Annotated in this window: 20 protein-coding genes; 9 read left to right on the top strand and 11 right to left on the bottom strand. The window is 60.3% G+C overall.

The features are described from left to right. Window positions 1-6 precede the first annotated feature (6 nt). From lysS to CKW26_RS23635, 10 genes are all read right to left on the bottom strand, one after another. A complete protein-coding gene (gene lysS / locus CKW26_RS23680) occupies window positions 7-1,509 on the bottom strand; it encodes a lysine--tRNA ligase (RefSeq protein WP_095050371.1) in 1,503 nt (500 codons plus the stop codon). A 114-nt stretch (window positions 1,510-1,623) separates the two neighbouring features. Beyond that, window positions 1,624-2,719, bottom strand: a protein-coding gene (gene prfB, locus CKW26_RS23675) for a peptide chain release factor 2 (protein ID WP_102900567.1) whose coding sequence is annotated in 2 segments (ribosomal slippage) — window positions 1,624-2,646 and window positions 2,648-2,719 — 1,095 coding nt in all. Because the reading frame shifts where the segments join, the coding sequence is not laid out codon by codon here. Window positions 2,720-3,295: 576 nt separating this feature from the next. Continuing rightward, entirely contained in the window at window positions 3,296-4,297 is a 1,002-nt protein-coding gene (locus CKW26_RS23670; RefSeq protein ID WP_095050370.1) for a PleD family two-component system response regulator, read from the bottom strand. A 48-nt stretch (window positions 4,298-4,345) separates the two neighbouring features. After that, a complete protein-coding gene (locus tag CKW26_RS23665) occupies window positions 4,346-5,356 on the bottom strand; it encodes a chemotaxis response regulator protein-glutamate methylesterase (RefSeq protein ID WP_095050369.1) in 1,011 nt (336 codons plus the stop codon). Further along, complete coding sequence (locus CKW26_RS23660; RefSeq protein ID WP_095050368.1) at window positions 5,353-7,641, bottom strand: hybrid sensor histidine kinase/response regulator; 2,289 nt, start codon at window positions 7,639-7,641, stop codon at window positions 5,353-5,355. Before CKW26_RS23660 ends, CKW26_RS23665 begins: the two co-directional genes overlap by 4 nt. After that, window positions 7,638-8,321, bottom strand: a complete 684-nt coding sequence (locus tag CKW26_RS23655) for a chemotaxis protein CheW (RefSeq protein ID WP_095050367.1) — start codon at window positions 8,319-8,321, stop codon at window positions 7,638-7,640. Before CKW26_RS23655 ends, CKW26_RS23660 begins: the two co-directional genes overlap by 4 nt. Continuing rightward, window positions 8,318-9,589, bottom strand: coding sequence for a CheR family methyltransferase (locus CKW26_RS23650; RefSeq protein ID WP_095050366.1), 1,272 nt, complete (start codon window positions 9,587-9,589; stop codon window positions 8,318-8,320). Before CKW26_RS23650 ends, CKW26_RS23655 begins: the two co-directional genes overlap by 4 nt. Then, window positions 9,586-10,122: a chemotaxis protein CheW gene (locus CKW26_RS23645; protein WP_095050365.1), complete on the bottom strand. Its 537-nt coding sequence runs from the start codon at window positions 10,120-10,122 to the stop codon at window positions 9,586-9,588. Before CKW26_RS23645 ends, CKW26_RS23650 begins: the two co-directional genes overlap by 4 nt. Then, complete coding sequence (locus tag CKW26_RS23640; RefSeq protein ID WP_095050364.1) at window positions 10,122-11,744, bottom strand: methyl-accepting chemotaxis protein; 1,623 nt, start codon at window positions 11,742-11,744, stop codon at window positions 10,122-10,124. The genes CKW26_RS23645 and CKW26_RS23640 overlap by 1 nt, the downstream gene beginning before the upstream one ends. Window positions 11,745-12,112: 368 nt before the next feature. Then, complete coding sequence (locus tag CKW26_RS23635) at window positions 12,113-12,835, bottom strand: tellurite resistance TerB family protein (protein ID WP_095050363.1); 723 nt, start codon at window positions 12,833-12,835, stop codon at window positions 12,113-12,115. A gap of 177 nt (window positions 12,836-13,012) precedes the next feature. On the opposite strand from CKW26_RS23635, the gene CKW26_RS23630 reads away from it, so the two are divergent. The 9 genes from CKW26_RS23630 to CKW26_RS23590 all read left to right on the top strand — a co-directional run bounded on the left by CKW26_RS23630 (window position 13,013) and on the right by CKW26_RS23590 (window position 24,307). Then, window positions 13,013-13,927: a LysR family transcriptional regulator gene (locus tag CKW26_RS23630; RefSeq protein WP_053117503.1), complete on the top strand. Its 915-nt coding sequence runs from the start codon at window positions 13,013-13,015 to the stop codon at window positions 13,925-13,927. 131 nt (window positions 13,928-14,058) lie between these two features. Next, window positions 14,059-15,516 (top strand): gamma-aminobutyraldehyde dehydrogenase, encoded by a 1,458-nt coding sequence (locus CKW26_RS23625; protein ID WP_095050362.1) that lies wholly within the window; start codon window positions 14,059-14,061, stop codon window positions 15,514-15,516. Between the two features lie 83 nt (window positions 15,517-15,599). After that, window positions 15,600-16,751: a putative ABC transporter substrate-binding protein YdcS gene (gene ydcS / locus CKW26_RS23620; protein WP_095050361.1), complete on the top strand. Its 1,152-nt coding sequence runs from the start codon at window positions 15,600-15,602 to the stop codon at window positions 16,749-16,751. A gap of 364 nt (window positions 16,752-17,115) precedes the next feature. Further along, complete coding sequence (locus CKW26_RS23615; RefSeq protein ID WP_095050360.1) at window positions 17,116-18,153, top strand: ABC transporter ATP-binding protein; 1,038 nt, start codon at window positions 17,116-17,118, stop codon at window positions 18,151-18,153. A gap of 1 nt (window position 18,154) precedes the next feature. After that, window positions 18,155-19,090: an ABC transporter permease gene (locus CKW26_RS23610; RefSeq protein ID WP_095050359.1), complete on the top strand. Its 936-nt coding sequence runs from the start codon at window positions 18,155-18,157 to the stop codon at window positions 19,088-19,090. Further along, entirely contained in the window at window positions 19,080-19,907 is an 828-nt protein-coding gene (locus CKW26_RS23605; RefSeq protein ID WP_095050358.1) for an ABC transporter permease, read from the top strand. The genes CKW26_RS23610 and CKW26_RS23605 overlap by 11 nt, the downstream gene beginning before the upstream one ends. A 160-nt stretch (window positions 19,908-20,067) precedes the next feature. Next, window positions 20,068-21,492, top strand: a complete 1,425-nt coding sequence (locus CKW26_RS23600) for a gamma-aminobutyraldehyde dehydrogenase (RefSeq protein WP_095050357.1) — start codon at window positions 20,068-20,070, stop codon at window positions 21,490-21,492. A gap of 225 nt (window positions 21,493-21,717) precedes the next feature. Then, a complete protein-coding gene (locus CKW26_RS23595) occupies window positions 21,718-23,202 on the top strand; it encodes an APC family permease (protein WP_095050356.1) in 1,485 nt (494 codons plus the stop codon). 598 nt (window positions 23,203-23,800) lie between these two features. After that, entirely contained in the window at window positions 23,801-24,307 is a 507-nt protein-coding gene (locus tag CKW26_RS23590) for a Bro-N domain-containing protein (RefSeq protein ID WP_095050355.1), read from the top strand. A 49-nt stretch (window positions 24,308-24,356) separates the two neighbouring features. Here CKW26_RS23590 and CKW26_RS23585 read toward each other — a convergent pair whose 3' ends face one another. Then, on the bottom strand, window positions 24,357-24,542 hold the full coding sequence (locus CKW26_RS23585; protein ID WP_007908956.1) for a hypothetical protein: 186 nt from the start codon (window positions 24,540-24,542) through the stop codon (window positions 24,357-24,359). Window positions 24,543-24,794 lie beyond the last annotated feature (252 nt).

Raw genomic sequence — 24,794 nt, 5'->3', positions numbered from 1 at the left:
AAACGTTTACGCTTGCGGTCGCATGTGCGGGAACAGGATCACATCGCGAATCGACGGCGAGTTGGTCAGCAACATCACCAGACGGTCGATACCGATACCTTCACCGGCCGTTGGCGGCATGCCGTACTCCAGCGCGCGAACGAAGTCGGCGTCGTAGTGCATGGCTTCGTCGTCGCCGGCGTCCTTGTCGGCCACCTGCGCCATGAAGCGCTCGGCCTGGTCTTCCGCGTCGTTCAACTCGGAGTAGGCGTTGGCGATTTCACGGCCGCCAATGAACAGCTCGAAGCGGTCGGTGACGTTCGGGTTGTCATCGTTGCGACGGGCCAGCGGCGACACTTCAAACGGGTACTGGGTGATGAAGTGCGGCTGTTCCAGTTTGTGCTCGACCAGTTCTTCGAAAATCATCACTTGCAGCTTGCCCAGACCTTCGAAGCCCAGCACCTTGGCGCCGGCCTTCTTGGCGATGGCGCGGGCCTTGTCGATGTCGTTCAGATCATCGGCGGTCAGCTCAGGGTTGTACTTGAGGATCGAGTCGAACACCGACAGACGTACGAACGGCTCGCCGAAGTGGAACACCTTGTCGCCGTACGGCACGTCGGTGCTACCCAGTACCAACTGCGCCAGTTCGCGGAACAGTTCTTCGGTCAGGTCCATGTTGTCTTCGTAGTCGGCGTACGCCTGGTAGAACTCCAACATGGTGAATTCCGGGTTGTGACGAGTCGAAACGCCTTCGTTACGGAAGTTGCGGTTGATCTCGAACACTTTCTCGAAACCACCGACCACCAGACGCTTCAGGTACAGCTCCGGCGCGATACGCAGGAACATTTCCATGTCCAGCGCGTTGTGGTGGGTTTCGAACGGCTTGGCCGCAGCGCCGCCCGGAATGGTCTGCAGCATCGGCGTTTCGACTTCGAGGAAGTCGCGCTTCATCAGGAAGCTACGGATGTGCGCGATCACTTGCGAACGTACGCGGAAGGTCTGACGCACTTCGTCGTTGACGATCAGGTCAACGTAGCGCTGGCGGTAGCGCTGTTCGGTGTCGGTCAGGCCGTGGTGCTTGTCCGGCAGCGGACGCAGCGATTTGGTCAGTAGACGCACGCTGGTCATTTCAACGTACAGGTCACCCTTGCCGGAACGCGCCAGGGTGCCTTCGGCGGCAATGATGTCGCCCATGTCCCAGGTTTTCACCGCGGCCAGGGTGTCTTCCGACAGGGTTTTACGGTTGACGTAGACCTGAATGCGACCGGTCATGTCCTGGATCACCATGAACGACCCACGGTTGAGCATGATGCGACCGGCAACCTTGACCGGGATTGCAGCCCCTGCGAGCTCTTCCTTGGTCTTGTCCGCGTACTGTTTCTGCAGTGCGTCGCAGTAGTTTTCGCGGCGGAAGTCGTTCGGGAAGGCGTTGCCCTTGGCGCGCTCGGCAGCCAGCTTTTCCTTGCGCAGGGCGATCAGGGAGTTTTCTTCCTGTTGCAGGGCTTGCGGGTCGAGTTGTTGGTCGCTCATGTCTTTAGATATTCCATCAGGTTCGTTGCCCCCGGGCCTTGCGGCCCGGGGATCGCCAGCAGGGCTGGCTCCTACAGGGATCGTACTGAATCAGCCGATGCTGTATTGCGTCTTTTACAGGCCCGATTTCAGGCTGGCATACAGATATTCGTCGATATCGCCGTCGAGTACCTTGTCGCAGTCGCTGCGTTCGATGTTGGTGCGCAGATCCTTGATCCGCGACGCATCGAGCACGTACGAGCGAATCTGGTGACCCCAGCCGATGTCCGACTTGGTGTCTTCCAGCGCTTGCGACGCGGCGTTGCGTTTCTGCATTTCCTGCTCGTACAACTTGGCCCGCAGCATTTTCATGGCGGTGTCCTTGTTGGCGTGCTGGGAACGTTCGTTCTGGCAGCTGACCACGGTGTTGGTCGGTACGTGAGTGATACGTACGGCCGAGTCGGTGGTGTTTACGTGCTGACCACCGGCACCGGAGGAACGATAGGTGTCGATCCGCAGGTCTGCCGGGTTGATTTCGATTTCCACCTTGTCATCGATCTCTGGCGAGACGAAAACCGCGGAGAACGAGGTGTGACGACGGTTGCCGGAGTCGAACGGGCTCTTGCGCACCAGACGGTGTACGCCGATCTCGGTACGCAGCCAGCCAAAGGCGTATTCGCCCTTGATGTGCACGGTCGCGCCTTTGATACCGGCGACTTCACCGGCCGACAGTTCCATGATGGTCGCGTCGAAACCGCGTTTATCCGCCCAGCGCAGGTACATGCGCAGCAGGATGTTGGCCCAGTCCTGGGCTTCGGTGCCGCCGGAACCGGCCTGGATGTCCAGGTACGCGTTGTTCGGGTCCATTTCATGGCTGAACATGCGGCGGAATTCCAGCTTGGCCAGATTTTCCTCGAGACGGGCCAGCTCGGCGACGACATCGCCCACTGCGCCTTCGTCGTTTTCTTCGACGGCCATGTCCAGCAGGTCGCGGCAATCGGCCAGACCGCCGTTCAGTTCGTCGAGGGTATCGACGATCTGCGCCAGCGCAGCGCGCTCGCGACCCAGTTCCTGGGCGTATTCAGGTTTGTTCCAGACGCTCGGATCTTCAAGCTCGCGATTGACTTCGGTCAGACGCTCATGCTTTTGATCGTAGTCAAAGATACCCCCGAATAGTTTCGGAGCGCTCGGACAGGTCCTTGATGGTGTTCAGGATCGGGTTGATTTCCATGACGGGCAGCACTCGTTGGCGAACTTTTGAAAGCCGGCGAGTATAACGTAATCAGGCTGTGACGGCAGCCCGTCTGGCGGGTGTGGGGATCATTAAAGCCTTTGCCCTCACCCTAACCCTCTCCCAGAGGTAGAGGGGACTGATTGGGGGATGTTCGGGAGGTACACCGACGTGAAAGGGCTTTGCCGAATCCATGATCGCCAAGGATTTCAGGCGGAAATTGGCGCATGGGCCTGCCCCTCACCCTAGCCCTCTCCCGGAGGGAGAGGGGACTGATTGGGGGATATTCGGGAGGTACGCCGACGTGAAAGGGCTTTGCCGAATCCATGATCGCCAAGGATTTCAGGCGGAAATTGGCGCATGGGCCTGCCCCTCACCCTAGCCCTCTCCCGGAGGGAGAGGGGACTGATTGGGGGTGTTCGGGAGATACGCCGACGTGAAAGGGCTTAGCTGAATCCGGAACTGCCAAGCTTGAAGATCCATAATCGATTCGTTCGATCAGGTCGATGTACAGCGCCAGACACCTCCGTCGGCCCCCTCTCCCTCGGGGAGAGGGCTGGGGTGAGGGGAAAGCCGTTACTCGATCCCAACCTGATTACGCCCACTGTTCTTCGCCAGATACAACCCACGATCCGCCGCCGAAATCAGCAACCGACAATCACTACCCGCCTGCGGCACCATGGTCGCCAGGCCAATACTGATGGTCAGGCTCGCCCCTTCCGCCGGGGTGTTGTGCGGGATTTTCAAGGATGCCACGGTCTGGCGCAGTTTCTCCGCGACCAGCCGCGCGCCGCCCGGCGAGGTGTTCGGCAGCACCAGCACAAACTCCTCACCGCCATAACGCGCCGGCAAATCCGACGGTCGTGCGCTGGCCTCGCGGATCGCCGTAGCGACCTTGCGTAACGCTTCGTCGCCTTCAACGTGACCAAAGCTGTCGTTGTAGGACTTGAAGTAATCGACGTCGATCATCAACAGCGACAATTGAGTCTGATCCCGCAGCGAGCGGCGCCACTCCAGTTCCAGGTACTCGTCGAAGTGGCGGCGGTTGGACAGCCCGGTCAGGCCGTCGGAGTTCATCAGCCGTTGCAGCACCAGATTGGTGTCGAGCAATTGCTGCTGGCTGACCCGCAGCGCGCGGTACGCGGCATCCCGCTGCAGCAAGGTCATGTACGAGCGCGAGTGATAGCGGATGCGCGCCACCAGTTCGATGGTATCCGGCAGTTTCACCAGATAATCGTTGGCCCCGGCCGAAAACGCCGCGCTCTTGATCAGCGGGTCTTCCTTGGTCGACAGAACGATGATCGGGATGTCTTTGGTCGCCGGGTGATTGCGGTATTCGCGCACCAGGCTCAGGCCATCGAGGCCGGGCATCACCAGGTCCTGGAGAATCACCGTCGGTTTGATCCGCACCGCCTGGGCAATGGCCTGCTGCGGGTCGGAGCAGAAGTGGAAGTCGATGTTTTCTTGATTCGACAGCCCACGGCGCACCGCTTCGCCGATCATCGCTTGATCGTCCACCAACAACACCATGGCGGCGTTTTCGTCGGTTTTAATGTCGTCGATCTGTAAGTCATTCATGGGCGGTCACCTGAGTACTGCGGGGGCCAGGATTGCGGATAAACCTGTTCATTTGGGAAAAACCTCCAGCAATCGTGGCGCTATCTTTTCCAGTGCACGGATTTCAACCGCGGCATCAATCGCCGCGGCGGCTTTGGGCATGCCGTACACCGCACTGCTTTGCTGATCCTGCGCGATGGTCAGGTAACCCTGCTGGCGCATGAGCTTAAGCCCTTGCGCGCCGTCGCGTCCCATCCCGGTCAATAAAACCCCGATCGCGTCGCCATTCCAATAACTGGCGACACTGTCGAAAAACACATCGATCGAGGGGCGGTAGATCTCGTTGACCGGCTCGGCGGTGTAGGCCAGCGTGCCGTTTTTCAATAAGCGAATATGGTGATTGGTGCCGGCCAGCAGCACCGCGCCGGCCTGCGGCGGTTCGCCCTCGCGGGCCAGACGCACATCGAGGCCGCTGGCGCTGGCCAGCCATTCGGCCATACCGGCGGCGAACACCTGATCGACGTGCTGCACCAGCACAATTGCCGCCGAGAAGTCACGGGGCAGGCCTTTGAGCAAGACTTCCAGCGCTGCCGGGCCGCCCGCAGACGATCCGATCGCCACCAGCCGCTTGCACGAAGCGGAGCTGCGCTGGGGTGTAGGCGCCGGGCGTGAGCGTTGCGGCTTGTCGCCGATCAGCCAGCCAATATTGAGGATTTTACGCAGCAACGGCGCCGCCGCTTCCTGCGCATTGCCGGCGCCGAGAGCCGGGGTATCGACCACGTCCAGCGCGCCGTGCCCCATGGCTTCGAAGACCCGGTGCACGTTCTGCTGGCGATCGACCGTCACAATGACGATCGCGCACGGGGTTTCGGCCATGATCCGGCGCGTGGCTTCGACGCCGTCCATCACCGGCATGATCAGGTCCATCAGGATCAGGTCCGGAGTATTTTCAGCGCACAGTTGCACTGCCTCGGCACCGTTGCGGGCGACCCAGACCACCTGATGCGCCGGCTCGAAGGCCAGCGCCCGGCGCAGGGCCTCCACCGCCATGGGCATGTCGTTGACGATGGCGATCTTCATGCCCGCGCTCCTCCAATAAGCTCGACCACTGCGTCGAGCAGGGCGTCGTCATGAAAACTGGCTTTGGCTAAATAATAGTCGGCGCCGGCATCGAGGCCACGGCGGCGGTCCTCTTCCCGATCCTTGTATGACACAACCATTACCGGCAGCGATTGCAGGCGGTTGTCGCGGCGCAGCAGGGTGACCAGCTCGATGCCGTCCATGCGCGGCATGTCGATGTCGGTGATCAGCAAATCGAAGTCCTCCGAACGCAGCGCGTTCCAACCGTCCATGCCGTCCACCGCCACCGCGACGTCGTAGCCGCGATTGAGCAGCAGTTTGCGTTGCAGTTCGCGCACGGTCAGCGAGTCGTCGACCACCAACACCCGCTTGCGCGCCGCCTCGGCGGCTTGATTGCCATGACGCGCGATGCGCTCAAGGCGCCCGGTATTGAGCAGTTTGTCCACCGAGCGCAGCATGTCTTCGACGTCGACAATCAACACCACCGAACCGTCGTCAAGCAAAGCGCCGGCGGAGATGTCCTGCACTTTGCCCAGACGCTCATCGAGTGGCAAGACCACCAGCGTGCGCTCGCCAATGAAGCGCTCCACGGCAACGCCATAAACCGCATCACGCTCGCGGATCACCACGACTTTAAGGGTTTCGCCGGTGTTCTGGCTGGCCGGGCGGTTGAGCAACTGGCTGGCCGCAACCAGCCCGACGTGCTGGCCTTCGTGCCAGAAATGCTGACGGCCTTCGACCTGCACGATGTCCTCCGGCGCCAGATCGCACATGCGTTCGATGTGCGCCAGTGGGAAGGCGTAGGCCTCTTCGCCAACTTCCACCACCAGACTGCGTACCACCGACAAGGTCAGCGGTACCTCCAGATGAAAGCGACTGCCCTCGCCCGCCGTCTGCTCCAGCACCACCGCACCGCGCAACTGGCGAACCATGTGTTGAACAGCATCGAGGCCGACGCCCCGCCCGGACACTTCGGTGACCGTGTCGCGCAGGCTGAAACCGGGGAGAAACAGGAACGTCAGCAGTTCTTCCTCGCTCAACTGCGCCGCCGTTTCCGCTGGGGATAGCTGCCGCTCGACAATGCTGCGGCGGACCTTTTCCAGATCGACGCCATTGCCGTCATCGCTCAATTCCAGCACCAGCAGGCCGGCCTGATGCGAGGCGCGCAGGCGGATCAGGCCCTCTTCTGATTTGCCTTTAAGCAGACGCTGCTCAGGGGTTTCAATACCGTGATCGACGGCGTTGCGCAGCAAATGGGTGAGCGGCGCTTCGAGTTTTTCCAAGACATCGCGATCGACCTGGGTTTTCTCGCCTTCGATCTCCAGCCGCACCTGCTTGCCGAGGCTGCGGCCCAGATCGCGGACCATGCGCACCTGACCGGTCAGCACGTCCGCAAAGGGCCGCATGCGGCAGGCTAACGCCGTGTCATAGAGCACTTGTGCGCGCTGGCTGGCCTGCCAGGCGAACTCGTCGAGTTCGGCGTTTTTCTCGCTCAGCAATTGCTGGGATTCGGCGAGCAAACGCCGCGCGTCTTCCAAGGCTTCGAGCGCTTCAAGGCTCAGCGCGTGTTCCTTGAGGTGCACGTTGAGATTTTCCAGCGCACGCAAGCCGTTGTTCTGCATGCGTTTGAGGCGCTGCATGGTCGCCAGATGCGGTTTGAGGCGCTGGGTTTCCACCAGCGACTTGCTCGATAGATCGAGCAAACTGTTCAGCCGTTCAGCGGTGACCCGCAGCACCCGCTCGCCACCTTCGGTGGTGCGTTTGCTTTTGCGTGGCGCCGATTCAGAGGTTTCGACCGGGGCTTCGATGATCGGCGCTGGCGTCAGTTCAAATACGGGCGGCGCTTCAAGTTGCAACTCGGCCATCGGCGGCGCAACGAACGCTGCCAGCGGCGTCGACGGATCGAGCAAACCCGCCATCAACGCCACATAAGTTTCAATATCGCTCGGCTGCGGCGCATTGGCCGGTGTAGCGATGCGCATCAGCAAATCGGTGCCCTGCAACAGCGCATCGATATGTTCGGGCCGCAGCAACAAGCGCCCTTCCTGCGCGCTGACCAGGCAATCTTCCATGACATGGGCGACGCTGACGCCGCTGTCGATGCCAACAATTCGCGCCGCGCCTTTGAGCGAATGCGCCGCGCGCATGCACGATTCCAGTTGATCGGCCTGGGTCGGGTTGCGCTCCAGGGCCAGCAATCCGGCGCTGAGCACTTGGGTCTGGGCTTCGGCTTCGAGGCTGAACAGCTCAAGCAGCGAGGCGTCGCGCATTTGCTCGGGGGTCATGTGAGGCTCCGGGTCACGGCGGACAGCAGCTGTTCTTCATCCAGCCAACGCAGGCTACGACCGCGATACTGCAGAACACCACGGGTGTATTTGGCACTGGCTTGCACGCCGGACTGCGAGGCGGCATCAAGAATGCGCTCGTCGATGGCATGAATACCGTCGACCTCATCCACCGGCACCACCACCGGCCCGCCATGGGCGGCGATGATCAGCATGCGCGGCATGATGCGCGCGCCGGTGGCTGGCGCGGCGTTGCCATCCAGATCGAGCAATTCAACCAGCGACAGGCACGCCACCAACGCGCCGCGCACATTGGCCACACCGAGCAATGCGCGTGAGCGCTGGTGCGGCAACGAGTGAATCGCCTGCAGTGGCGCGACTTCGACGAGACTGCGCGTCGCCAGCCCCAGCCATTCTTCACCGAGCCGGAACATCAGTAGCGAGCGGGTTTTCACGTCGCTTTCCACAGCGATCGCCACCGGGTCGCGTTCGTCCTGCTGCAACGCATAACGGTCGAGCAGGCGCGTGGCGGCGGCGGAATACACCGAACAATTGCGGCAATGAATGTGGTCGTCGAGCAGCGGACAGGACTTGTCGCCATGAATGCCGATGCGGTTCCAGCAATCGTCGATCGCCCGGGCGTCTTCATGGGTGACGTTCAAGGTGTCGGACGGGATCATCGTTTACGCTCACTGTCGGCAGTGCGGCCGCTGCGAGCGGCGCGTTCCTGCAATCGTCTGGCACCCGTTGTATCGCCCTGAGCCTGCAGCAGCGCGGCCAGGTGCATCAACGCTTCGGGATGTTGCGGTTCGAGGTACAACGCTTTGCGGTAGAAACCCTGAGCTTCGAGGGTCAGGCCGGCGACATCGCTGAGCAAGCCGAGCCAGTAAAACACCTGGGCCACCGGTTCGTGGCTGCGCAAATACTGTTCGCAGGCAGCGCGGGCCTCGGCACTTTTGCCTTCGTTGGCCAATGCAGCGATGTTGGCCAGCAGGGTCGCCGCGTCCGGGTTGGCACTTTTGCTGGCGGTCGGCAGTGGCGTTACGGCGGCAAACGGTCGAGTGCGCACCGGTGCTGGCTGCGTGCTGCGAGGCGGTTGGCTGACCGGCACCACGATGGGCTTGGGCGTTGGCAACGGCTCGGGGTGCGGATCGCTATGGCGACTGAACGCGAAGGATTGCGGGATACCGATCGAACGCATGCCCAAACGTCCGAGCAAACTGCCCTCGGCCGGGCCGATAAACAGCACGCCATCGAAATGCGTCAGGCGCTTGAGCACCTCGAACACCAGTTTTTGCGTCGGCTGATCGAAATAGATCAGCAGATTGCGGCAGAACACGAAATCGAACGCCGGCTCGCTGGCCAGCAGCGTCGGATCGAGCACATTGCCGACCTGCAAACGCACCTGCTCACGCACGTCGTCATTGACCCGATGGCCGTCCTGCTCAGGCGTGAAGTGCCGTTCGCGAAAGTCCAGTTCCTGGCCGCGAAACGAATTCTTGCCGTACAGCGCGCGCCGGGCCTTCTCCACCGACAGCGGGCTGACGTCCATGCCATCGACCTTGAACTGATGCGGTTTGAGCCCGGCATCGAGCAAGGCCATGGCAATCGAATAGGGTTCTTCGCCGGTGGAGCATGGCAGGCTGAGGATGCGCAGCGCACGCATGTTATTCAGCTCGGCGAGGCGATTGCGCGCCAGCTTGCCCAGCGTGGCAAACGATTCCGGGTAACGGAAAAACCACGTTTCCGGAACGATCACCGCTTCGATCAGCGCCTGTTGTTCGTCTCGCGAACCTTGCAGCAGTTGCCAATACTCATCGGCATGCGCCGCTTGCGAGAGTGTCGTGCGCTGGCGTACGGCGCGTTCGATGATCGCCGGCCCTACCGACGTCACATCGAGGCCGATGCGTTCCTTGAGAAAGTCGAAAAAACGCTGATCGCTGCTCATGCCTGCGCCTCAAGCTGCGCCGGACTCAGCGGCGGATCGGGGAACAGCAAAGTACGCACGGCGTCATCGAGCAAGTCGTTGACCCGTACCCATTGCACCAATCCCTGGGCATCTTCACGCACCGGGCCGAGGTAAGGCGCCGCGCGGTTGTCGAGGCCGTAAGGCTGAAACTCTTGCGGATGGCAACGCAGGGTGTCGGTGGCCTGTTCGAGAATCAACCCGAGCCATTGCGCGGGTTGCGCTTCATCCGGCCGATAATTGACCAATACCAGACGGGTGCTGGTGCGCGCCTCGGCGGTATGGCCGAAGGTCAGCGCACTGAGGTCGATCACCGGCACCACCGCACCGCGATAGGCAAATACGCCAGCAACCCACTGCGGCGCCCGGGCGATTGGCTTGAGCGGCAGGCGCGGCAGCACTTCCGCCACTTCGGTGGCGCGCAAGGCGTAGCGCTCGCTGCCGATGCGAAACAGCAGGAACAACGCCGGCTTCGCCACCTGCGCGGCGCTGCGTTTGGCGATGATTTCGCTCATCAGACTTTGAATCGCGAAACGCCGCTGCGCAGCCCGACGGCTACCTGGCTCAGTTCGTCGATGGCGAAACTGGCCTGACGCAACGACTCGACGGTCTGGCTGCTGGCGTCGCCCAACTGCACCAGCGCGTGGTTGATCTGCTCGGCACCGGTGGCCTGAGCCTGCATGCCTTCGTTGACCATCAACACCCGCGGCGCCAGCGCCTGCACCTGATGGATGATCTGCGACAGCTGCTCGCCGACCTGCTGCACCTCGGACATGCCACGGCGCACTTCTTCGGAGAACTTGTCCATGCCCATCACCCCGGCTGATACCGCCGACTGGATTTCGCGCACCATCTGTTCGATGTCGTAAGTGGCGACAGCGGTCTGATCCGCCAGGCGTCGCACTTCGGTGGCGACCACGGCAAAACCGCGGCCGTACTCACCGGCCTTCTCGGCTTCAATCGCCGCGTTGAGCGACAACAGGTTGGTCTGGTCGGCAACCTTGACGATAGTCACCACCACCTGATTGATGTTGCCGGCCTTCTCATTGAGGATCGCCAGTTTGGCGTTGACCAGATCGGCCGCACCCATCACCGAGTGCATGGTGTCTTCCATTCGCGCCAGGCCTTGCTGGCCGGAGCCGGCAAGCACCGAGGCCTGATCGGCGGCGGTGGACACTTCGGTCATGGTGCGTACCAGATCGCGCGAGGTAGCGGCGATCTCGCGCGAAGTCGCGCCGATCTCGGTGGTGGTCGCGGCGGTTTCGGTGGCGGTGGCTTGTTGTTGCTTGGAGGTGGCAGCGATTTCGGTCACCGAGGTGGTGACCTGCACCGAAGAACGTTGCGCCTGGGATACCAGCGCAGTCAGCTCGGTCATCATGTCGTTGAAGCCGGTTTCGACGGCGCCGAACTCGTCCTTGCGGTCGAGATTGAGACGCGAACTGAGGTCCCCGGTGCGCATGATTTCGAGAATCTGCACAATGCGGCTCATCGGCGCCATGATCGCGCGCATCAGCAACAGACCGCATAGGCCGGCGGCCAGGACGGCGACCAACAGGGAAATGAACATGCTGACTTTGGCGGCCGCCACGGCATCGTCGATATTGTTCATGGCCTGATCGGCGACTCTCTTGTTCTCGCCGATAATGTCGTTGAGCTTCATGCGCCCGGAATACCAGGCTGGCGTCAGCTTTTCGTGGAACATCCTGACCGCGTCCGCTTCCAGGTTGCGCTTGTGCAGGTCCAGCACGGCATCCTGAATCTGGAGGTAGGCGTCGTGGTACTTCTCGAACGCGGCAAACTCGACACGATCCTCCTCGGTTGCCATGGTCTTGCGATAGTTCCCCATCTGCTCCTGCAAACGCGCCTCGAAAGCCTTGTAGTCGGCCGCGTCCTCGCTGGAAACCCCCTGACCTTCCTTGAGTCCGAGCAGTTCTTGCGTCTGCATGTAACTGTCGACCCAGGCGCCACGGATCATCGAGCTGTAATAGACGCCGGGAATCGCGTCATCACGCACGCTGTTTTCACTGGCCTCGATCTTCAACAGTCGCGAATACGAAACGACGACCATCAGCAACATGATGGCGATAATCACCGCAAAGCTCGCCAAAATGCGTTGGCGCAACGTCCAGTTCTTCACAGTGATTCCTCGTGCCTAGTCGAAATGCGGGGAGTATAGCCGAGGGCGGTGTTTCATTTATAAGACGCTTTGTAACCCTCGGGCCTGTCCGCCTTGGTCGCGGGAGGGCTCTGGGCTGGGACTGTCCGACAATTGCGGGTGGGCGTGCCAGTGGGGTAATGGCAAAAAGAGGCGATAGATCGGCCATGGCGTATGCAGTGAGGCTGAAACAACATCGCGAGCAGGCTCCGTGCACGCCGGAATAACCTGTGGGAGCGAGCCTGCTCGCGAAGAGGCCGGAAGGGTCAACATTGATGTGGTCTGACCCGGTGCTTTCGCGAGCAGGCTCGCTCCCACAGGGGATTTGCGATTGTTGAAGCACGCCGTCTCTACACAGAAGCCAACCGCACCTGCTTCTCCAACTCCACCTTCAACCCCGGCTCCAGCTTCAACTGCCGCGCCAGTTCATCCAGATAGCTCTTCTCCATGAAGTTCTCCTCATCCACCAGCATCACGCTGGCGATGTACATCTCAGCCGCCATCTCCGGCGTGCTCGCGGCGCGGGCCACGTCAGTCGGGTCGAGAGGTTTATTGAGTTCCGCGTGCAGCCAGTGTTGCAGTTCCTGGTCGTTGTCGAGTTTGGTGAATTCGCCTTCGATCAGTTGGCGCTCACGGTCATCGATGTGGCCGTCAGCCTTTGCGGCGGCGACCAGCGCCTTGAGAATGGCTTGGCTGTGTTGCTCGGCTTGCGCGGGTGGAAGGCGATCAAGGGTTTGTGGTTCGCGTTGTGGTGCGGTGCCTTTTTGCGCGTTGTAGTTGCCGTAGGCTTTGTAAGCCAGCACACCGAGCGCCGCGAGGCCACCGTAGATCGCGACTTTCCCGCCGACCTTGCGCACTTTCTTGTTACCGAGCAACAAGCCCATCGCGCCGGCCGCCAATGCGCCACCACCTGCGCCTGAGAGCAAACCGCCAAGGCCACCGGAGCCTGAAGCGCCGCTGAGCAAACCGCCCAAGCCACCGCTGGCCGATTTGTTCTGCGAACCACCGGCCTTGTTCTGCAACAGATCCTGGCCGGACTTGAGTAGTTGATCGAGCAATCCACGGGTGTTCATGTTCCGCCTCCAAAACAGGGGTTATCCGGATCTATAAGGCCTCCAGCCTAGTTCGAAAGTGCCCCAGCCCTGCTTGCGAGTGTGCTTCCAGATGTTGCTCAGTACGCCCAAGCCGTTCGTGAAAATAGATATACACTCAGGCCAATCTATAAAAACCGCCCACTGGGTAGCCTCTTCATGATGACCCTGCGTCAGATCCGTCACTTCATCGCCGTGGCCGAAACCGGCTCGATCTCCGCCGCCGCGCAAACTGCATTCATTTCCCAATCGACTCTGACGCTGGCGATCCAGCAACTGGAAGAGGAAATCGGCGTCAGCCTGTTCAGCCGCCACGCCAAGGGCATGACGCTGACACACCAAGGTCATCAATTCCTACGCCAGGCGCACCTGATTCTGGCGACCGTGGATAACGCCAAACGCAGCCTGCAACAGAGCACTGATCAGGTTGCCGGGCAGTTGATCATCGGCGTGACCAGCCTCGTCGCCGGTTATTACCTGGCGGATCTGCTCACCCGTTTTCAGCGCGCGTATCCCAATGTCGAAATCAGAGTGATGGAAGACGAACGCCCCTACATCGAGCATTTGCTGGTCAGTGGCGAGATCGATGTCGGCGTATTGATCCTCTCCAACCTCGAAGATCGCCACGCTTTGCAGACTGAAGTACTGACTCACTCGCCCCACCGTTTATGGTTGCCAGCCCAGCACCCGCTGCTGGAACACGACAGCATCAACCTCGCCGACGTCGCCCGCGAGCCGTTAATTCAGCTAAACGTCGATGAGATGGATCGCAATGCCCAGCGATTGTGGCGCGGCGCCGGGTTGCAGCCAAAAATCACCTTGAGAACCGCCTCGACCGAAGCGGTGCGAAGTCTGGTCGCCGCCGGTCTGGGCGTATCGATTCAACCCGACATGACTTACCGCCCATGGTCGCTGGAGGGCGACATCATCGAAGCGCGTCCCATCGCCGACCTCAATCAGACCTTGGACGTGGGCCTGGCCTGGCGACGTGGCACTGCGCGCCCCGCTCTTGTCGACCCATTCCTGACCGTAGCCCGTGAGCAACCCCACGGCGGGCGCAAGCCATCTATTTAATCGAATGCTGCCTTCAGTATTTAGTATTTGTCGACCTCGGAGCCGCGCACTAGTCTTGCTGCATCTATAAGACGGTCGGCTCCCGGTTTCAGGGAGCAACAATGGCCACACAAGAAAAGAGATCGCGGAAAATGGCTGGCGCGCAGACCCCGATGTGTACCGCGTTGTTGATTGACGGCGAACTGGTCGCCGGGGAAGGTTTTGTCGAGCCGATTCTCAATCCGGCCACCGGCGAAATCCTCACGCACATCGCCGAAGCCAGCACCGAGCAAGTCGAAGCCGCCATCCTCGCCGCCCACCGCGCATTTGCCGAGTGGTCGCGCACCACGCCTCAGCAACGTTCGAACCTGTTGCTCGAGATCGCCAACGCCGTGGAAAAACACGCCGACCACCTCGCCCGCCTCGAATCGCTGAACTGCGGCAAGCCGTTGCACCTGGCGCGTCAGGACGATTTGACGGCGACCGTCGATGTGTTCCGTTTCTTCGCTGGCGCCGTGCGCTGCCAGACCGGTCAGCTCAGCGGCGAATACCTGCCGGGCTACACCAGCATGGTGCGTCGCGATCCGATTGGCGTGGTCGCCTCGATTGCGCCGTGGAACTACCCGATCATGATGGCCGCGTGGAAAATCGCCCCGGCCCTCGCCGCCGGCAACACGCTGGTGTTCAAACCGTCCGAACACACGCCGCTGTCGATCCTCGCTCTGGCGCCAGCGCTGGCCGAAATCCTCCCGCGCGGGGTCATCAACATCATCTGCGGTGGCGGCGAAGGCGTTGGCAGCCATTTGGTCGGCCACGCTAAAGTGCGCATGGTGTCGCTGACCGGCGATATCGTTACCGGGCAGAAAATCCTGCAAGCCGCCGCGAAAACCCTCAAACGCACGCACCTCGAACTCGGCGGCAAAGCCCCGGTGATCGTCTGCAACGACGCCGACATCCAGGCCGTGGTCGATGGCGTGCGCACTTACGGTTACTACAACGCCGGGCAGGACTGCACCGCTGCCTGTCGGATCTACGCGCAGGCCGGGATTCACGACAAATTGGTCGCCGAACTCGGCGCCGCCGTCAGCAGCCTGCGCTTCGCCGGCAAACGTGATGCCGATAATGAGATCGGCCCGCTGATCAGCACCCGCCAGCGCGACCGCGTCGCCAGTTTCGTCGAGCGCGCCCTCGGCCAGCCGCACATCGAACGCGTGACCGGTGCGGCGGTGCACTCCGGTGCCGGTTTCTACTATCAGCCGACGCTGCTCGCCGGTTGCAAACAGAGCGACGAAATCGTCCAGCGCGAAGTGTTCGGCCCGGTGGTCACGGTGACCCGTTTCGACGAACTCGCCCAAGCCGTCGACTGGGCCAACGACTCCGAATACGGCCTCGCCTCGTCGGTCTGGACACAGAATCTGGACAAGGCCATGCAGGTTGCCGCGCGCTTGCAGTACGGCTGCACCTGGATCAACAGCCATTTCATGCTGGTCAGCGAAATGCCCCACGGCGGGCTGAAGCGCTCCGGTTACGGCAAAGACTTATCCAGTGATTCGCTGCAGGACTACAGCGTGGTGCGGCACATCATGGCCCGCCACGGCCAGCATCTCTGACTACGCTAATAACAAGCCGCCAACGGCATGCTTCACCGCGTTCACAACTGCCCCGACCATAATTTAAAGAAGAGGGTTCAACCATGTTCGTGCACAAGACCGCACTGCTCAGTGCAATCACCACGGCCCTGCTGGCCAGCGCCAGCCTGCAAGCGGCCGAGCCGTTAAAGGCTGTCGGTGCTGGCGAAGGTCAGCTGGATATCGTTGCGTGGCCGGGTTACATCGAACGTGGCGAGAGCGACAAGGCTTACGACTGGGTCACCGGTTTCGAAAAAGAAACCGGCTGCAAGGTCAATGTGAAGACCGCTGCGACCTCGGACGAAATGGTCAGCTTGATGGCCAAGGGCGGTTACGACCTGGTCACCGCGTCGGGTGATGCCTCGCTGCGGTTGATCGTCGGCAAGCGGGTGCAACCGATCAACACTGCCTTGATCGCGAACTGGAACACTCTCGACCCGCGCCTGAAAGATGCGCCGTGGTACGTAGTCAACAAGCAAACTTACGGCACCCCGTACCAGTGGGGCCCGAACGTGCTGATGTACAACACCAACGTGTTCAAGACTGCGCCGAGCAGTTGGAACGTGGTGTTCACCGCTCAGGATCTGCCCGACGGCAAGCCGAACAAGGGCCGCGTGCAGGCGTATGACGGCCCGATCTACATCGCAGATGCGGCGCTGTATCTAAAGTCGACCAAGCCTGAACTGGGTATCAAGGATCCGTATCAACTGACCGAAGATCAGTACAAAGCCGTGCTTGATCTGTTGCGCGCACAGCAGCCGTTGATCCACCGCTACTGGCATGACACCACGGTGCAGATGAGCGACTTCAAAAATGAGGGCGTGGTCGCCTCCAGCGCCTGGCCGTATCAGGTCAACGGCCTGATGAACGAGAAACAGCCGATCGCTTCGACCATTCCGAAAGAAGGCGCTACGGGTTGGGCTGATACCACCATGTTGCACGCCGAGGCCAAGCATCCGAACTGTGCGTACAAGTGGATGGACTGGTCGCTGAAACCGAAAGTCCAAGGCGATGTGGCGGCGTGGTTTGGTTCGTTGCCGGCCGTTCCTGCGGCGTGCAAAGAGAGTGAGTTGCTTGGCGCGGAAGGTTGCAAGACCAACGGCTTCGACCAGTTCGACAAGATCGCCTTCTGGAAAACCCCGCAGGCTGAGGGTGGCAAATTTGTGCCGTATAGCCGCTGGACCCAGGACTACATCGCGATCATGGGCGGCCGCTAGCTCTCAATAACGACGCGGCCTGCCCCCTTTCCCCCTTGGGGGAGAGGGCTGGGGTGAGGGGGTAGCTTTTGCCTTTGCTCTTGATCTCAGAGCAATGACCGAAACCGCCACCCTCACCCCCCGCCCTCTCCCGGAGGGAGAGGGAGCTCAAAGCGGATCGCATTCACCGTTAGATGCCGATCGTTCCCACGCTCTGCGTGGGAATGCATCACCGGACGCTCCGCGTCCATTTGCACGAGGTGACGCAGAGCCTCACAGGCAGCATTACCACGCAGAGCGTGGGAACGATCATTCGAAAGACTGTTTTTTCAAAAGGCTGGGCAGGGCCGCTGCGACGGCCTTCGCCTTTTTGGAGCACCGCACCATGACGCTTGCAGTCCAGTTCACCAACGTTTCCCGGCAGTTCGGCGAGGTGAAGGCCGTTGACCGGGTTTCCATCGATATCGAGGACGGCGAGTTCTTTTCCATGCTTGGCCCTTCCGGCTCGGGCAAAACCACCTGCCTGCGCCTGATTGCCGGTTTCGAACAACCGAGTGCCGGCTCGATCCGTATCCACGGCGCCGAAGCGGCCGGTTTGCCGCCGTATCAACGTGACGTCAACACGGTGTTTCAGGACTACGCGCTGTTCCCGCACATGAATGTCCTCGACAACGTCGCCTACGGTTTGAAGGTCAAAGGCGTCGGCAAAAACGAGCGGCATAAACGCGCCGAAGAAGCCTTGGACATGGTCGCCCTCGGCGGTTACGGCGCACGCAAACCGGTGCAGTTGTCCGGCGGTCAGCGCCAGCGTGTGGCCCTCGCCCGCGCCCTGGTCAATCGCCCGCGTGTGCTGCTACTCGATGAGCCGCTCGGCGCGCTGGATTTGAAACTGCGCGAGCAAATGCAAAGCGAATTGAAGAAGCTGCAACGCCAGCTCGGGATCACCTTCATCTTCGTCACCCACGATCAAACCGAAGCGCTGTCGATGTCCGATCGCGTCGCCGTGTTCAACAAGGGCCGCATCGAGCAGGTCGACACGCCGCGCAATCTGTACATGAAACCGACCACCACTTTCGTGGCCGAATTCGTCGGCACCTCGAACGTGATTCGCGGCGATCTCGCACGCCAAATCAGCGGTCATCCGCAGCCGTTTTCGATTCGTCCGGAACATGTGCGTTTCGCCGAAGGCCCCTTGGCCAGCCATGAAATCGAAGTCAGCGGTTTGCTCCACGACATTCAGTATCAGGGCAGCGCCACGCGTTATGAATTGACCCTGGAAAACGGCCAGACCCTGAGCATCAGCCACGCCAACAACCAGTGGATCGACAGCAGTGCCCAGCATCAGACCGGCCAGCGCCTGAGCGCACGCTGGGCGCGGGAAGCGATGATCCCGCTGCACGACACCGTGACGAGCGGGGTGTGAAATGAGCACGCTCGCGATGACTCAATCGCCGCCGTTGCGCCGGTTTTCCAACCTGCTCTACCGCAAGCCGAACCTGTACTTGTCGATGCTGCTGGTGCCGCCGCTGCTGTGGTTCGGCGCGATCTATCTCGGCTCGTTGCTAGTGCTGTTGTGGCAAGGTTTCTACACCTTCGACGACTTCACTATGGCGGTCACGCCTGACCTGACCCTGGCGAATTTTGCTGCGCTGTTTCAGCCGTCGAACTTCGACATCATCCTGCGCACGTTGAGCATGGCCATCGTTGTGTCGATCGCCAGCGCCATCGTCGCGTTCCCGATCGCCTATTACATGGCGCGCTACACCACGGGCAAGACCAAGGCGTTTTTCTACATCGCAGTGATGATGCCGATGTGGGCCAGTTACATCGTCAAGGCGTATGCGTGGACGTTGCTGCTGGCCAAGGGCGGTGTGGCGCAATGGTTCGTGCAGCACTTGGGGATGGAGCCGGTGTTGCAGTTCATTCTGGGGATTCCCGGCGTCGGTGGCAGCACCTTGTCGACCTCGCATCTGGGGCGATTCATGGTGTTTGTTTATATCTGGCTGCCGTTCATGATTCTGCCGATTCAGGCTTCGCTGGAGCGTCTGCCGCCGTCGCTGTTGCAGGCTTCTGCCGACCTCGGCGCCAAGCCGCGCCAGACCTTTATTCAGGTGATCTTGCCGCTGTCGATTCCGGGCATCGCCGCGGGGTCGATCTTCACGTTTTCGCTGACCCTGGGCGACTTCATCGTGCCGCAACTGGTCGGGCCGCCGGGTTACTTTGTCGGCAGCATGGTGTACGCGCAGCAAGGTGCGATCGGCAATATGCCGATGGCGGCGGCGTTCACGTTGGTGCCGATTGTGTTGATCGCGGTTTACCTGTCGATCGTCAAACGTCTGGGGGCTTTCGATGCGCTCTAATTCAGAAAAGCAGGGGGAGAAAGCCTCTCTAGGTCTGAAAGTCGCTGCTTGGGGCGGGTTGGTATTTCTGCACTTCCCGATCCTGATCATCTTCCTTTACGCCTTCAACACCGAGGAAGCCGCGTTCAGCTTTCCGCCGAAGGGCTTTACGTTGCACTGGTTCAGCGTGGCGTTTTCGCGGCCGGACGTTTTGGAGGCAATCAAGCTTTCGTTACAGATCGCAGCCATCGCCACGTTGATTGCGATGGTCCTCGGCACCTTGGCTTCAGCAGCGTTGTACCGCCGCGATTTCTTCGGCAAACAGGGCATTTCGCTGATGCTGATTTTGCCGATTGCGCTGCCGGGAATCATCACCGGGATCGCCTTGCTGGCGACGTTCAAGACGCTGGGGATCGAGCCAGGGATGTTCACCATCATCGTCGGCCACGCGACCTTCTGCGTGGTGATCGTCTACAACAACGTCATCGCCCGATTGCGCCGCACTTCGCACAGTTTGATCGAGGCCTCGATGGATCTTGGCGCCGATGGCTGGCAGACCTTTCGCTACATCATCCTGCCCAACCTCGGCTCGGCATTGCTGGCCGGCGGCATGTTGGCGTTTGCGCTGTCGTTCGACGAGATCATCGTCACCACGTTTACCGCCGGGCATGAACGCACGTTGCCGTTATGGCTGCTCAACCAACTGAGCCGACCACGGGATGTGCCGGTGACCAATGTCGTCGCCATGCTGGTGATGATGGTGACGATGCTGCCGATCCTCGGTGCTTATTACCTGACGCGTGGTGGCGAGAGTGTCGCCGGCAGCGGTGGCAAATAACCGAATAACTGAAGAAACCGAATCCCGTGTAGGAGCTGCCGAAGGCTGCGATCTTTTGATATTGCTTTGAAGATCAAGATCAAAAGATCGCAGCCTTCGGCAGCTCCTACATGGGTTCGGTTTCGGCAGAACAATAAAAGTGTTAGTGAGGACAACAGACATGCAAACCAAACTCTTGATCAACGGCCAACTGGTCAACGGCGAAGGCCCGGCGCAACCGGTGCTCAATCCTTCGCTCGGCGAAGTCCTGATTGAAATCAACGAAGCCAGCGAAGCCCAGGTCGATGCCGCCGTGCGCGCTGCCGACAACGCGTTCGCCGACTGGTCGCAAACCGCGCCGAAAGACCGCTCGCTGCTGCTGCTCAAACTCGCCGATGCCATCGAAGCCCACGGCGAAGAACTGGCCAAGCTCGAATCCGACAACTGCGGCAAACCCTACAGCGCCGCGCTCAACGACGAGATCCCGGCGATTGCCGACGTGTTCCGTTTCTTCGCCGGCGCCAGCCGTTGCATGAGCGGCTCGGCCGCTGGCGAATACCTGCCCGGCCATACCTCGATGATCCGTCGCGACCCGGTCGGCGTGATTGCCTCCATCGCGCCGTGGAACTACCCGCTGATGATGGTCGCCTGGAAAATCGCCCCGGCGCTGGCGGCCGGTAATACCGTGGTGCTCAAGCCGTCAGAACAAACCCCGCTGACCGCGTTGCGTCTGGCTGAACTCGCGTCGGAAATCTTCCCGGCCGGTGTACTCAATCTGGTGTTTGGTCGCGGTCCTACAGTTGGCAGCCCATTGGTTACGCACCCGAAAGTGCGCATGGTTTCGCTGACCGGTTCGATCGCCACGGGCGCCAACATCATTTCCAGCACCGCCGACAGCGTTAAACGCATGCACATGGAGCTGGGTGGCAAGGCGCCGGTGATCATCTTCGACGACGCTGATATTGATGCGGCGGTGGAAGGGATTCGCACCTTCGGTTTCTACAACGCCGGGCAGGACTGCACCGCCGCTTGCCGGATCTATGCCCAGCAAGGCATTTACGACAAATTCGTCGAGAAGCTCGGCGCGGCGGTCAGCAGCATCAAGTACGGGTTGCAGGATGATCCGTCGACCGAGTTGGGGCCGCTGATTACTGCGCAACATCGTGACCGGGTTGCAGCGTTCGTCGAACGTGCCGTGGCGCAGCCGCACATTCGCTTGATCACTGGCGGCAAGGCCGTGGACGGCAATGGTTTCTTCTTCGAACCGACCGTGTTGGCCGATGCGCAGCAAGACGATGAAATCGTCCGTCGTGAGGTGTTTGGGCCGGTGGTTTCGGTGACCAAGTTCACCGATGAAGCGCAGGCGCTGGAATGGGCCAACGATTCGGACTACGGCCTCGCGTCCTCCGTGTGGACAGCGGATGTAGGACGTGCGCATCGCATGTCGGCGCGTTTGCAGTACGGCTGCACGTGGGTGAATACGCACTTCATGCTCGTCAGCGAAATGCCCCATGGCGGTCAGAAATTGTCCGGTTACGGGAAAGACATGTCCATGTACGGGCTGGAGGACTACACCACGGTTCGGCATGTGATGTTCAAGCACTAAGCCTTTAAAAGCTTCGCGAGCAGGCTCGCTCCCACAGGGGTAAGTATTCCAAATGTGGGAGCGAGCCTGCTCGCGAAGGCGTCACCCCGGTATCAGGAAAGAAACCGGCACTACGCACCACCAGGATTCCACACCTAACAATAACTACCGAACCGGGCGGCGCCCACAAAGCCCCGCCACGGCCTCGGCCATCCGAAATCTGCCGATTTCACGGAGCAATCACACATGAGTTCCTCACCCGATCTCGCCGCAGCCATCGCCGACAGTGATGCCGAACAACTGCGCAAGCTGGGCTACACCTCGAACTTCAATCGCAGCATGAGCCTGTGGGAAAACTTCGCTTTGGGCTTCACTTATCTGTCACCGGTCGTAGGGGTTTATACCCTGTTCGGCCTATGCCTCGCCGCCGGCGGCCCACCGATGTTCTGGGCCTACTTGCTGGTCGGTTGCGGCCAATTGCTGGTGTGCCTGATCTTCGGCGAAGTGGTTTCGCAGTTCCCGATTTCCGGCGGGGTTTACCCTTGGGCACGCCGATTGGTCGGTAAAAAATGGGCGTGGATGGTCGGCTGGATCTACTCCATCGCCCTGTGCGTCACCATCGCCGCCGTTGCGGTCGGCGCTGGCCCGTACCTGGCCGCCATGCTCGGCTTTGAGCCAAGCAACAACACCAACATCGTCATCGCCCTGGTGCTGACCCTGTTCGCCACACTGGTCAACCTCAGCGGCACCAAAGTGCTGGCGCGCATCGCCATGTTCGGCTTTCTCTGCGAACTGGTTGGCGCAGTGATCGTCGGTGTTTACTTGCTGGTATTCGAACGCCATCAACCGCTGAGCGTGCTGTTCAACACCTTCGACATCAGCGTCGACGGTTCGTACCTGCCGGCGTTCCTCACCGCATCGCTGGCGGGGATGTTCCTCTACTACGGCTTCGAGGCCTGCGGCGACGTCGCCGAAGAAACCCCGAACCCGAGCGCAAAAATCCCGGTGGCCATGCGCATGACCATCTACATCGGCGGCATCGCGGCGATGTTCGCCTGCCTGGCGCTGATTCTCGCCGTGCCGGACATGCAAGCGGTGATCAACGGCACCGACAAAGACCCGGTCACCACCATCCTCAACAACGCCTTCGGCCCGGTCGGTTCGAAAGTGGTGATGGGCGTGGTAATGATTTCCTTCATCTCCTGCGTCATCAGCCTGCAAGCCGCGGCAAGCCGTCTGCTGTACTCCTACGCTCGCGATGAAATGGTCATCGGCAGCCGACTGCTGAAAAAGATTTCTCCTACCACCCAAGTACCGGTTGCAGCACTGTTCGTGTCCGGCGTCCTGCCGGCCCTGATCATCGCCCTCGGCTTCTTCCTGCAAGACGCCGTGGCCACCATCGTCAGCTTCGCCGCCATCGGCATCTACCTCGCGTTCCAGATGATCGTCCTGGCCGCGCTGTACGCCCGCAGCAAAGGCTGGAAACCCAGCGGCAAATTCACCCTCGGCGCGTGGGGCTGGCCGGTGAACATTGGCGCGCTGGTGTATGGCGTTGGCGCGATCATCAACATGGCCTGGCCACGTACGCCGGATGCGGCGTGGTATGTGAACTATGCGATGGTGTTGAGCACAGCGATCGTGATTGGCTTGGGCTTGGTTTATATGTGGATTGGCAAGCCGTATGACCATGGCAAGGCGCCGGCTGGGGATGCTTGGAAGGTGAGTCGCTAAGAAGAATCACCCCGGAATCGAGATTTGATTCTGGGGTCTCCTCGAAGCACTGTCATCAATTCATCAGTACGCCATTTGATATCGGCTTTACCTCTAACAGCTTCGAAGCGATCCAGATCGATCACCTTTCTCTTTTTACCCTTCGCTTCATCTTTGCTCACAGAATTGCTTCTCCCTTTTCCCGATTGCTAACTCATAAAGGAAAATCTTCGGTGCAGTGATGGTTTAGCAGCGTAATCTAAAAAAACAGGCATTTCCTACAGACACAGCCTGCCTGAAAAAGCCCCATTTCCTACGATGTGTGGCGAAAGGGTAGACTTGTCGCCGCAAGCGCCTGACCGATAGGCTTTATCCCGTCGCTGTTAATTCAGCGATCCGGGGTCGAAGCCGGAAACTGTCAAAACGGTGCTTGCATGCCCTCCATTGAACTGCGGCTTTTTCACAACTTCAGTTCTGCTTTATGGCGGGCCGTGTGGCGCGGGCCTTCCGGCTTTACCGTTTCGACAGGAAGTAACCCGACTTCGAACGCCACTCGGCTCGCCACCCAATTTTTCGAAGAATTGGTGGCGACTTTCCAACTCGAAACGGAAGTCACTACATGTCTACGCAAATCCAGAATCCACCTTCAACGCACTTCACCCCCACCGTCTTCACCCGCCACAACCGCTTCCTCCACGCCTTCATGCAAGACCACGAAGCCTGGTTCTGCGTGCAAGATCTCGGTCGCTTGATGGGTTACCCCCTGAACGAACGCCTCACCCTGAAACTCGATCCCGATCAGCGTCGCCATGTCCTTCTGCGTCGTGACGGCGAAATCATCGATTGCGCGATGGTCAGCGAGTCCGGCCTGTTCGCGCTGCTCGTCCATCACTTCGTTCCGGAAAACCGTCACCTGCGCCATTGGCTGAGCCATGAAGTCATTCCGATGCTGCGCGAAACCCATTCAAGCCCAGTGGAAAACCATCCGAGCCTGAGTTCGATGCATTGGGCTGGCGTCACCGTGCCGTTGCTGCACTGGCAACAGCAGGCGTGGGTCAAATGGCGGGATGTGCCGGAGTTGATGCACGGCCAGCGGCCGTATCCAGTATTGGGAACGTGTAGCTGATCCGAATAAAAAGGGGCGGACCTTTCAGTCCCCCCCTTTTTATTTCGACTCAAAACCGCGAAACACTCCGCATCGCATCCACCAGATACCTCATCGCAATCCGGTCATTCTCCGAAAGCTCCCGATAACGCTCCACCAGTTTCACTTCGTCAGAGCTGAGCCGACGCCTTTTGCGGCCGCTGCCGAGGCAGGGAAAGATGCCCAGCATGTCGGTGATACCTTGTATTTTTGCCATGGACGATGTCCTTCAATACTTCAAAGAATTGCTAAACCACCACATCGCCCTGCCCCTTACAGCAGCGCCGTGTGCCCTACCGGTCAGCACCGGTCATGCCCATAGAATAGAAATTAAATCGGCGCTGAAAAGCGGTTTTTAGAGTAATTAGTCGAAAAAAGCAGATATGCCGTGTAAATCAGAATGCCCTGTCAGATATTTAACCGACATGTCTTGTTTCATTGACACACTGGCGCGGTGAATCAACGAATT

Origin of the sequence: Pseudomonas sp. Irchel s3h9 (genome assembly GCF_900187475.1) — a bacterium.
GTDB classification, from domain to species: domain Bacteria; phylum Pseudomonadota; class Gammaproteobacteria; order Pseudomonadales; family Pseudomonadaceae; genus Aquipseudomonas; species Aquipseudomonas neuropathica.
The sequence above is the reverse complement of the archived record's forward strand: the minus strand, read 5'-3'. Positions and strand labels throughout refer to the sequence as shown.

Excerpts from the sequence above, each read along its gene's own strand:
- CKW26_RS23670 (WP_095050370.1), bottom strand. The coding sequence starts at position 4,297 with ATGAATGACTTACAGATCGACGACATTAAAACCGACGAAAACGCCGCC.
- CKW26_RS23665 (WP_095050369.1), bottom strand. The coding sequence starts at position 5,356 with ATGAAGATCGCCATCGTCAACGACATGCCCATGGCGGTGGAGGCCCTG.
- CKW26_RS23635 (WP_095050363.1), bottom strand. The coding sequence starts at position 12,835 with ATGAACACCCGTGGATTGCTCGATCAACTACTCAAGTCCGGCCAGGAT.
- CKW26_RS23630 (WP_053117503.1), top strand. The coding sequence starts at position 13,013 with ATGATGACCCTGCGTCAGATCCGTCACTTCATCGCCGTGGCCGAAACC.
- CKW26_RS23595 (WP_095050356.1), top strand. The coding sequence starts at position 21,718 with ATGAGTTCCTCACCCGATCTCGCCGCAGCCATCGCCGACAGTGATGCC.
- CKW26_RS23650 (WP_095050366.1), bottom strand. The coding sequence starts at position 9,589 with ATGAGCAGCGATCAGCGTTTTTTCGACTTTCTCAAGGAACGCATCGGC.
- CKW26_RS23610 (WP_095050359.1), top strand. The coding sequence starts at position 18,155 with ATGAGCACGCTCGCGATGACTCAATCGCCGCCGTTGCGCCGGTTTTCC.
- CKW26_RS23605 (WP_095050358.1), top strand. The coding sequence starts at position 19,080 with ATGCGCTCTAATTCAGAAAAGCAGGGGGAGAAAGCCTCTCTAGGTCTG.
- lysS (WP_095050371.1), bottom strand. The coding sequence starts at position 1,509 with ATGAGCGACCAACAACTCGACCCGCAAGCCCTGCAACAGGAAGAAAAC.
- CKW26_RS23655 (WP_095050367.1), bottom strand. The coding sequence starts at position 8,321 with ATGATCCCGTCCGACACCTTGAACGTCACCCATGAAGACGCCCGGGCG.
- CKW26_RS23645 (WP_095050365.1), bottom strand. The coding sequence starts at position 10,122 with ATGAGCGAAATCATCGCCAAACGCAGCGCCGCGCAGGTGGCGAAGCCG.
- CKW26_RS23615 (WP_095050360.1), top strand. The coding sequence starts at position 17,116 with ATGACGCTTGCAGTCCAGTTCACCAACGTTTCCCGGCAGTTCGGCGAG.
- CKW26_RS23625 (WP_095050362.1), top strand. The coding sequence starts at position 14,059 with ATGGCTGGCGCGCAGACCCCGATGTGTACCGCGTTGTTGATTGACGGC.
- CKW26_RS23590 (WP_095050355.1), top strand. The coding sequence starts at position 23,801 with ATGTCTACGCAAATCCAGAATCCACCTTCAACGCACTTCACCCCCACC.
- CKW26_RS23660 (WP_095050368.1), bottom strand. The coding sequence starts at position 7,641 with ATGACCCCCGAGCAAATGCGCGACGCCTCGCTGCTTGAGCTGTTCAGC.
- CKW26_RS23600 (WP_095050357.1), top strand. The coding sequence starts at position 20,068 with ATGCAAACCAAACTCTTGATCAACGGCCAACTGGTCAACGGCGAAGGC.
- ydcS (WP_095050361.1), top strand. The coding sequence starts at position 15,600 with ATGTTCGTGCACAAGACCGCACTGCTCAGTGCAATCACCACGGCCCTG.
- CKW26_RS23585 (WP_007908956.1), bottom strand. The coding sequence starts at position 24,542 with ATGGCAAAAATACAAGGTATCACCGACATGCTGGGCATCTTTCCCTGC.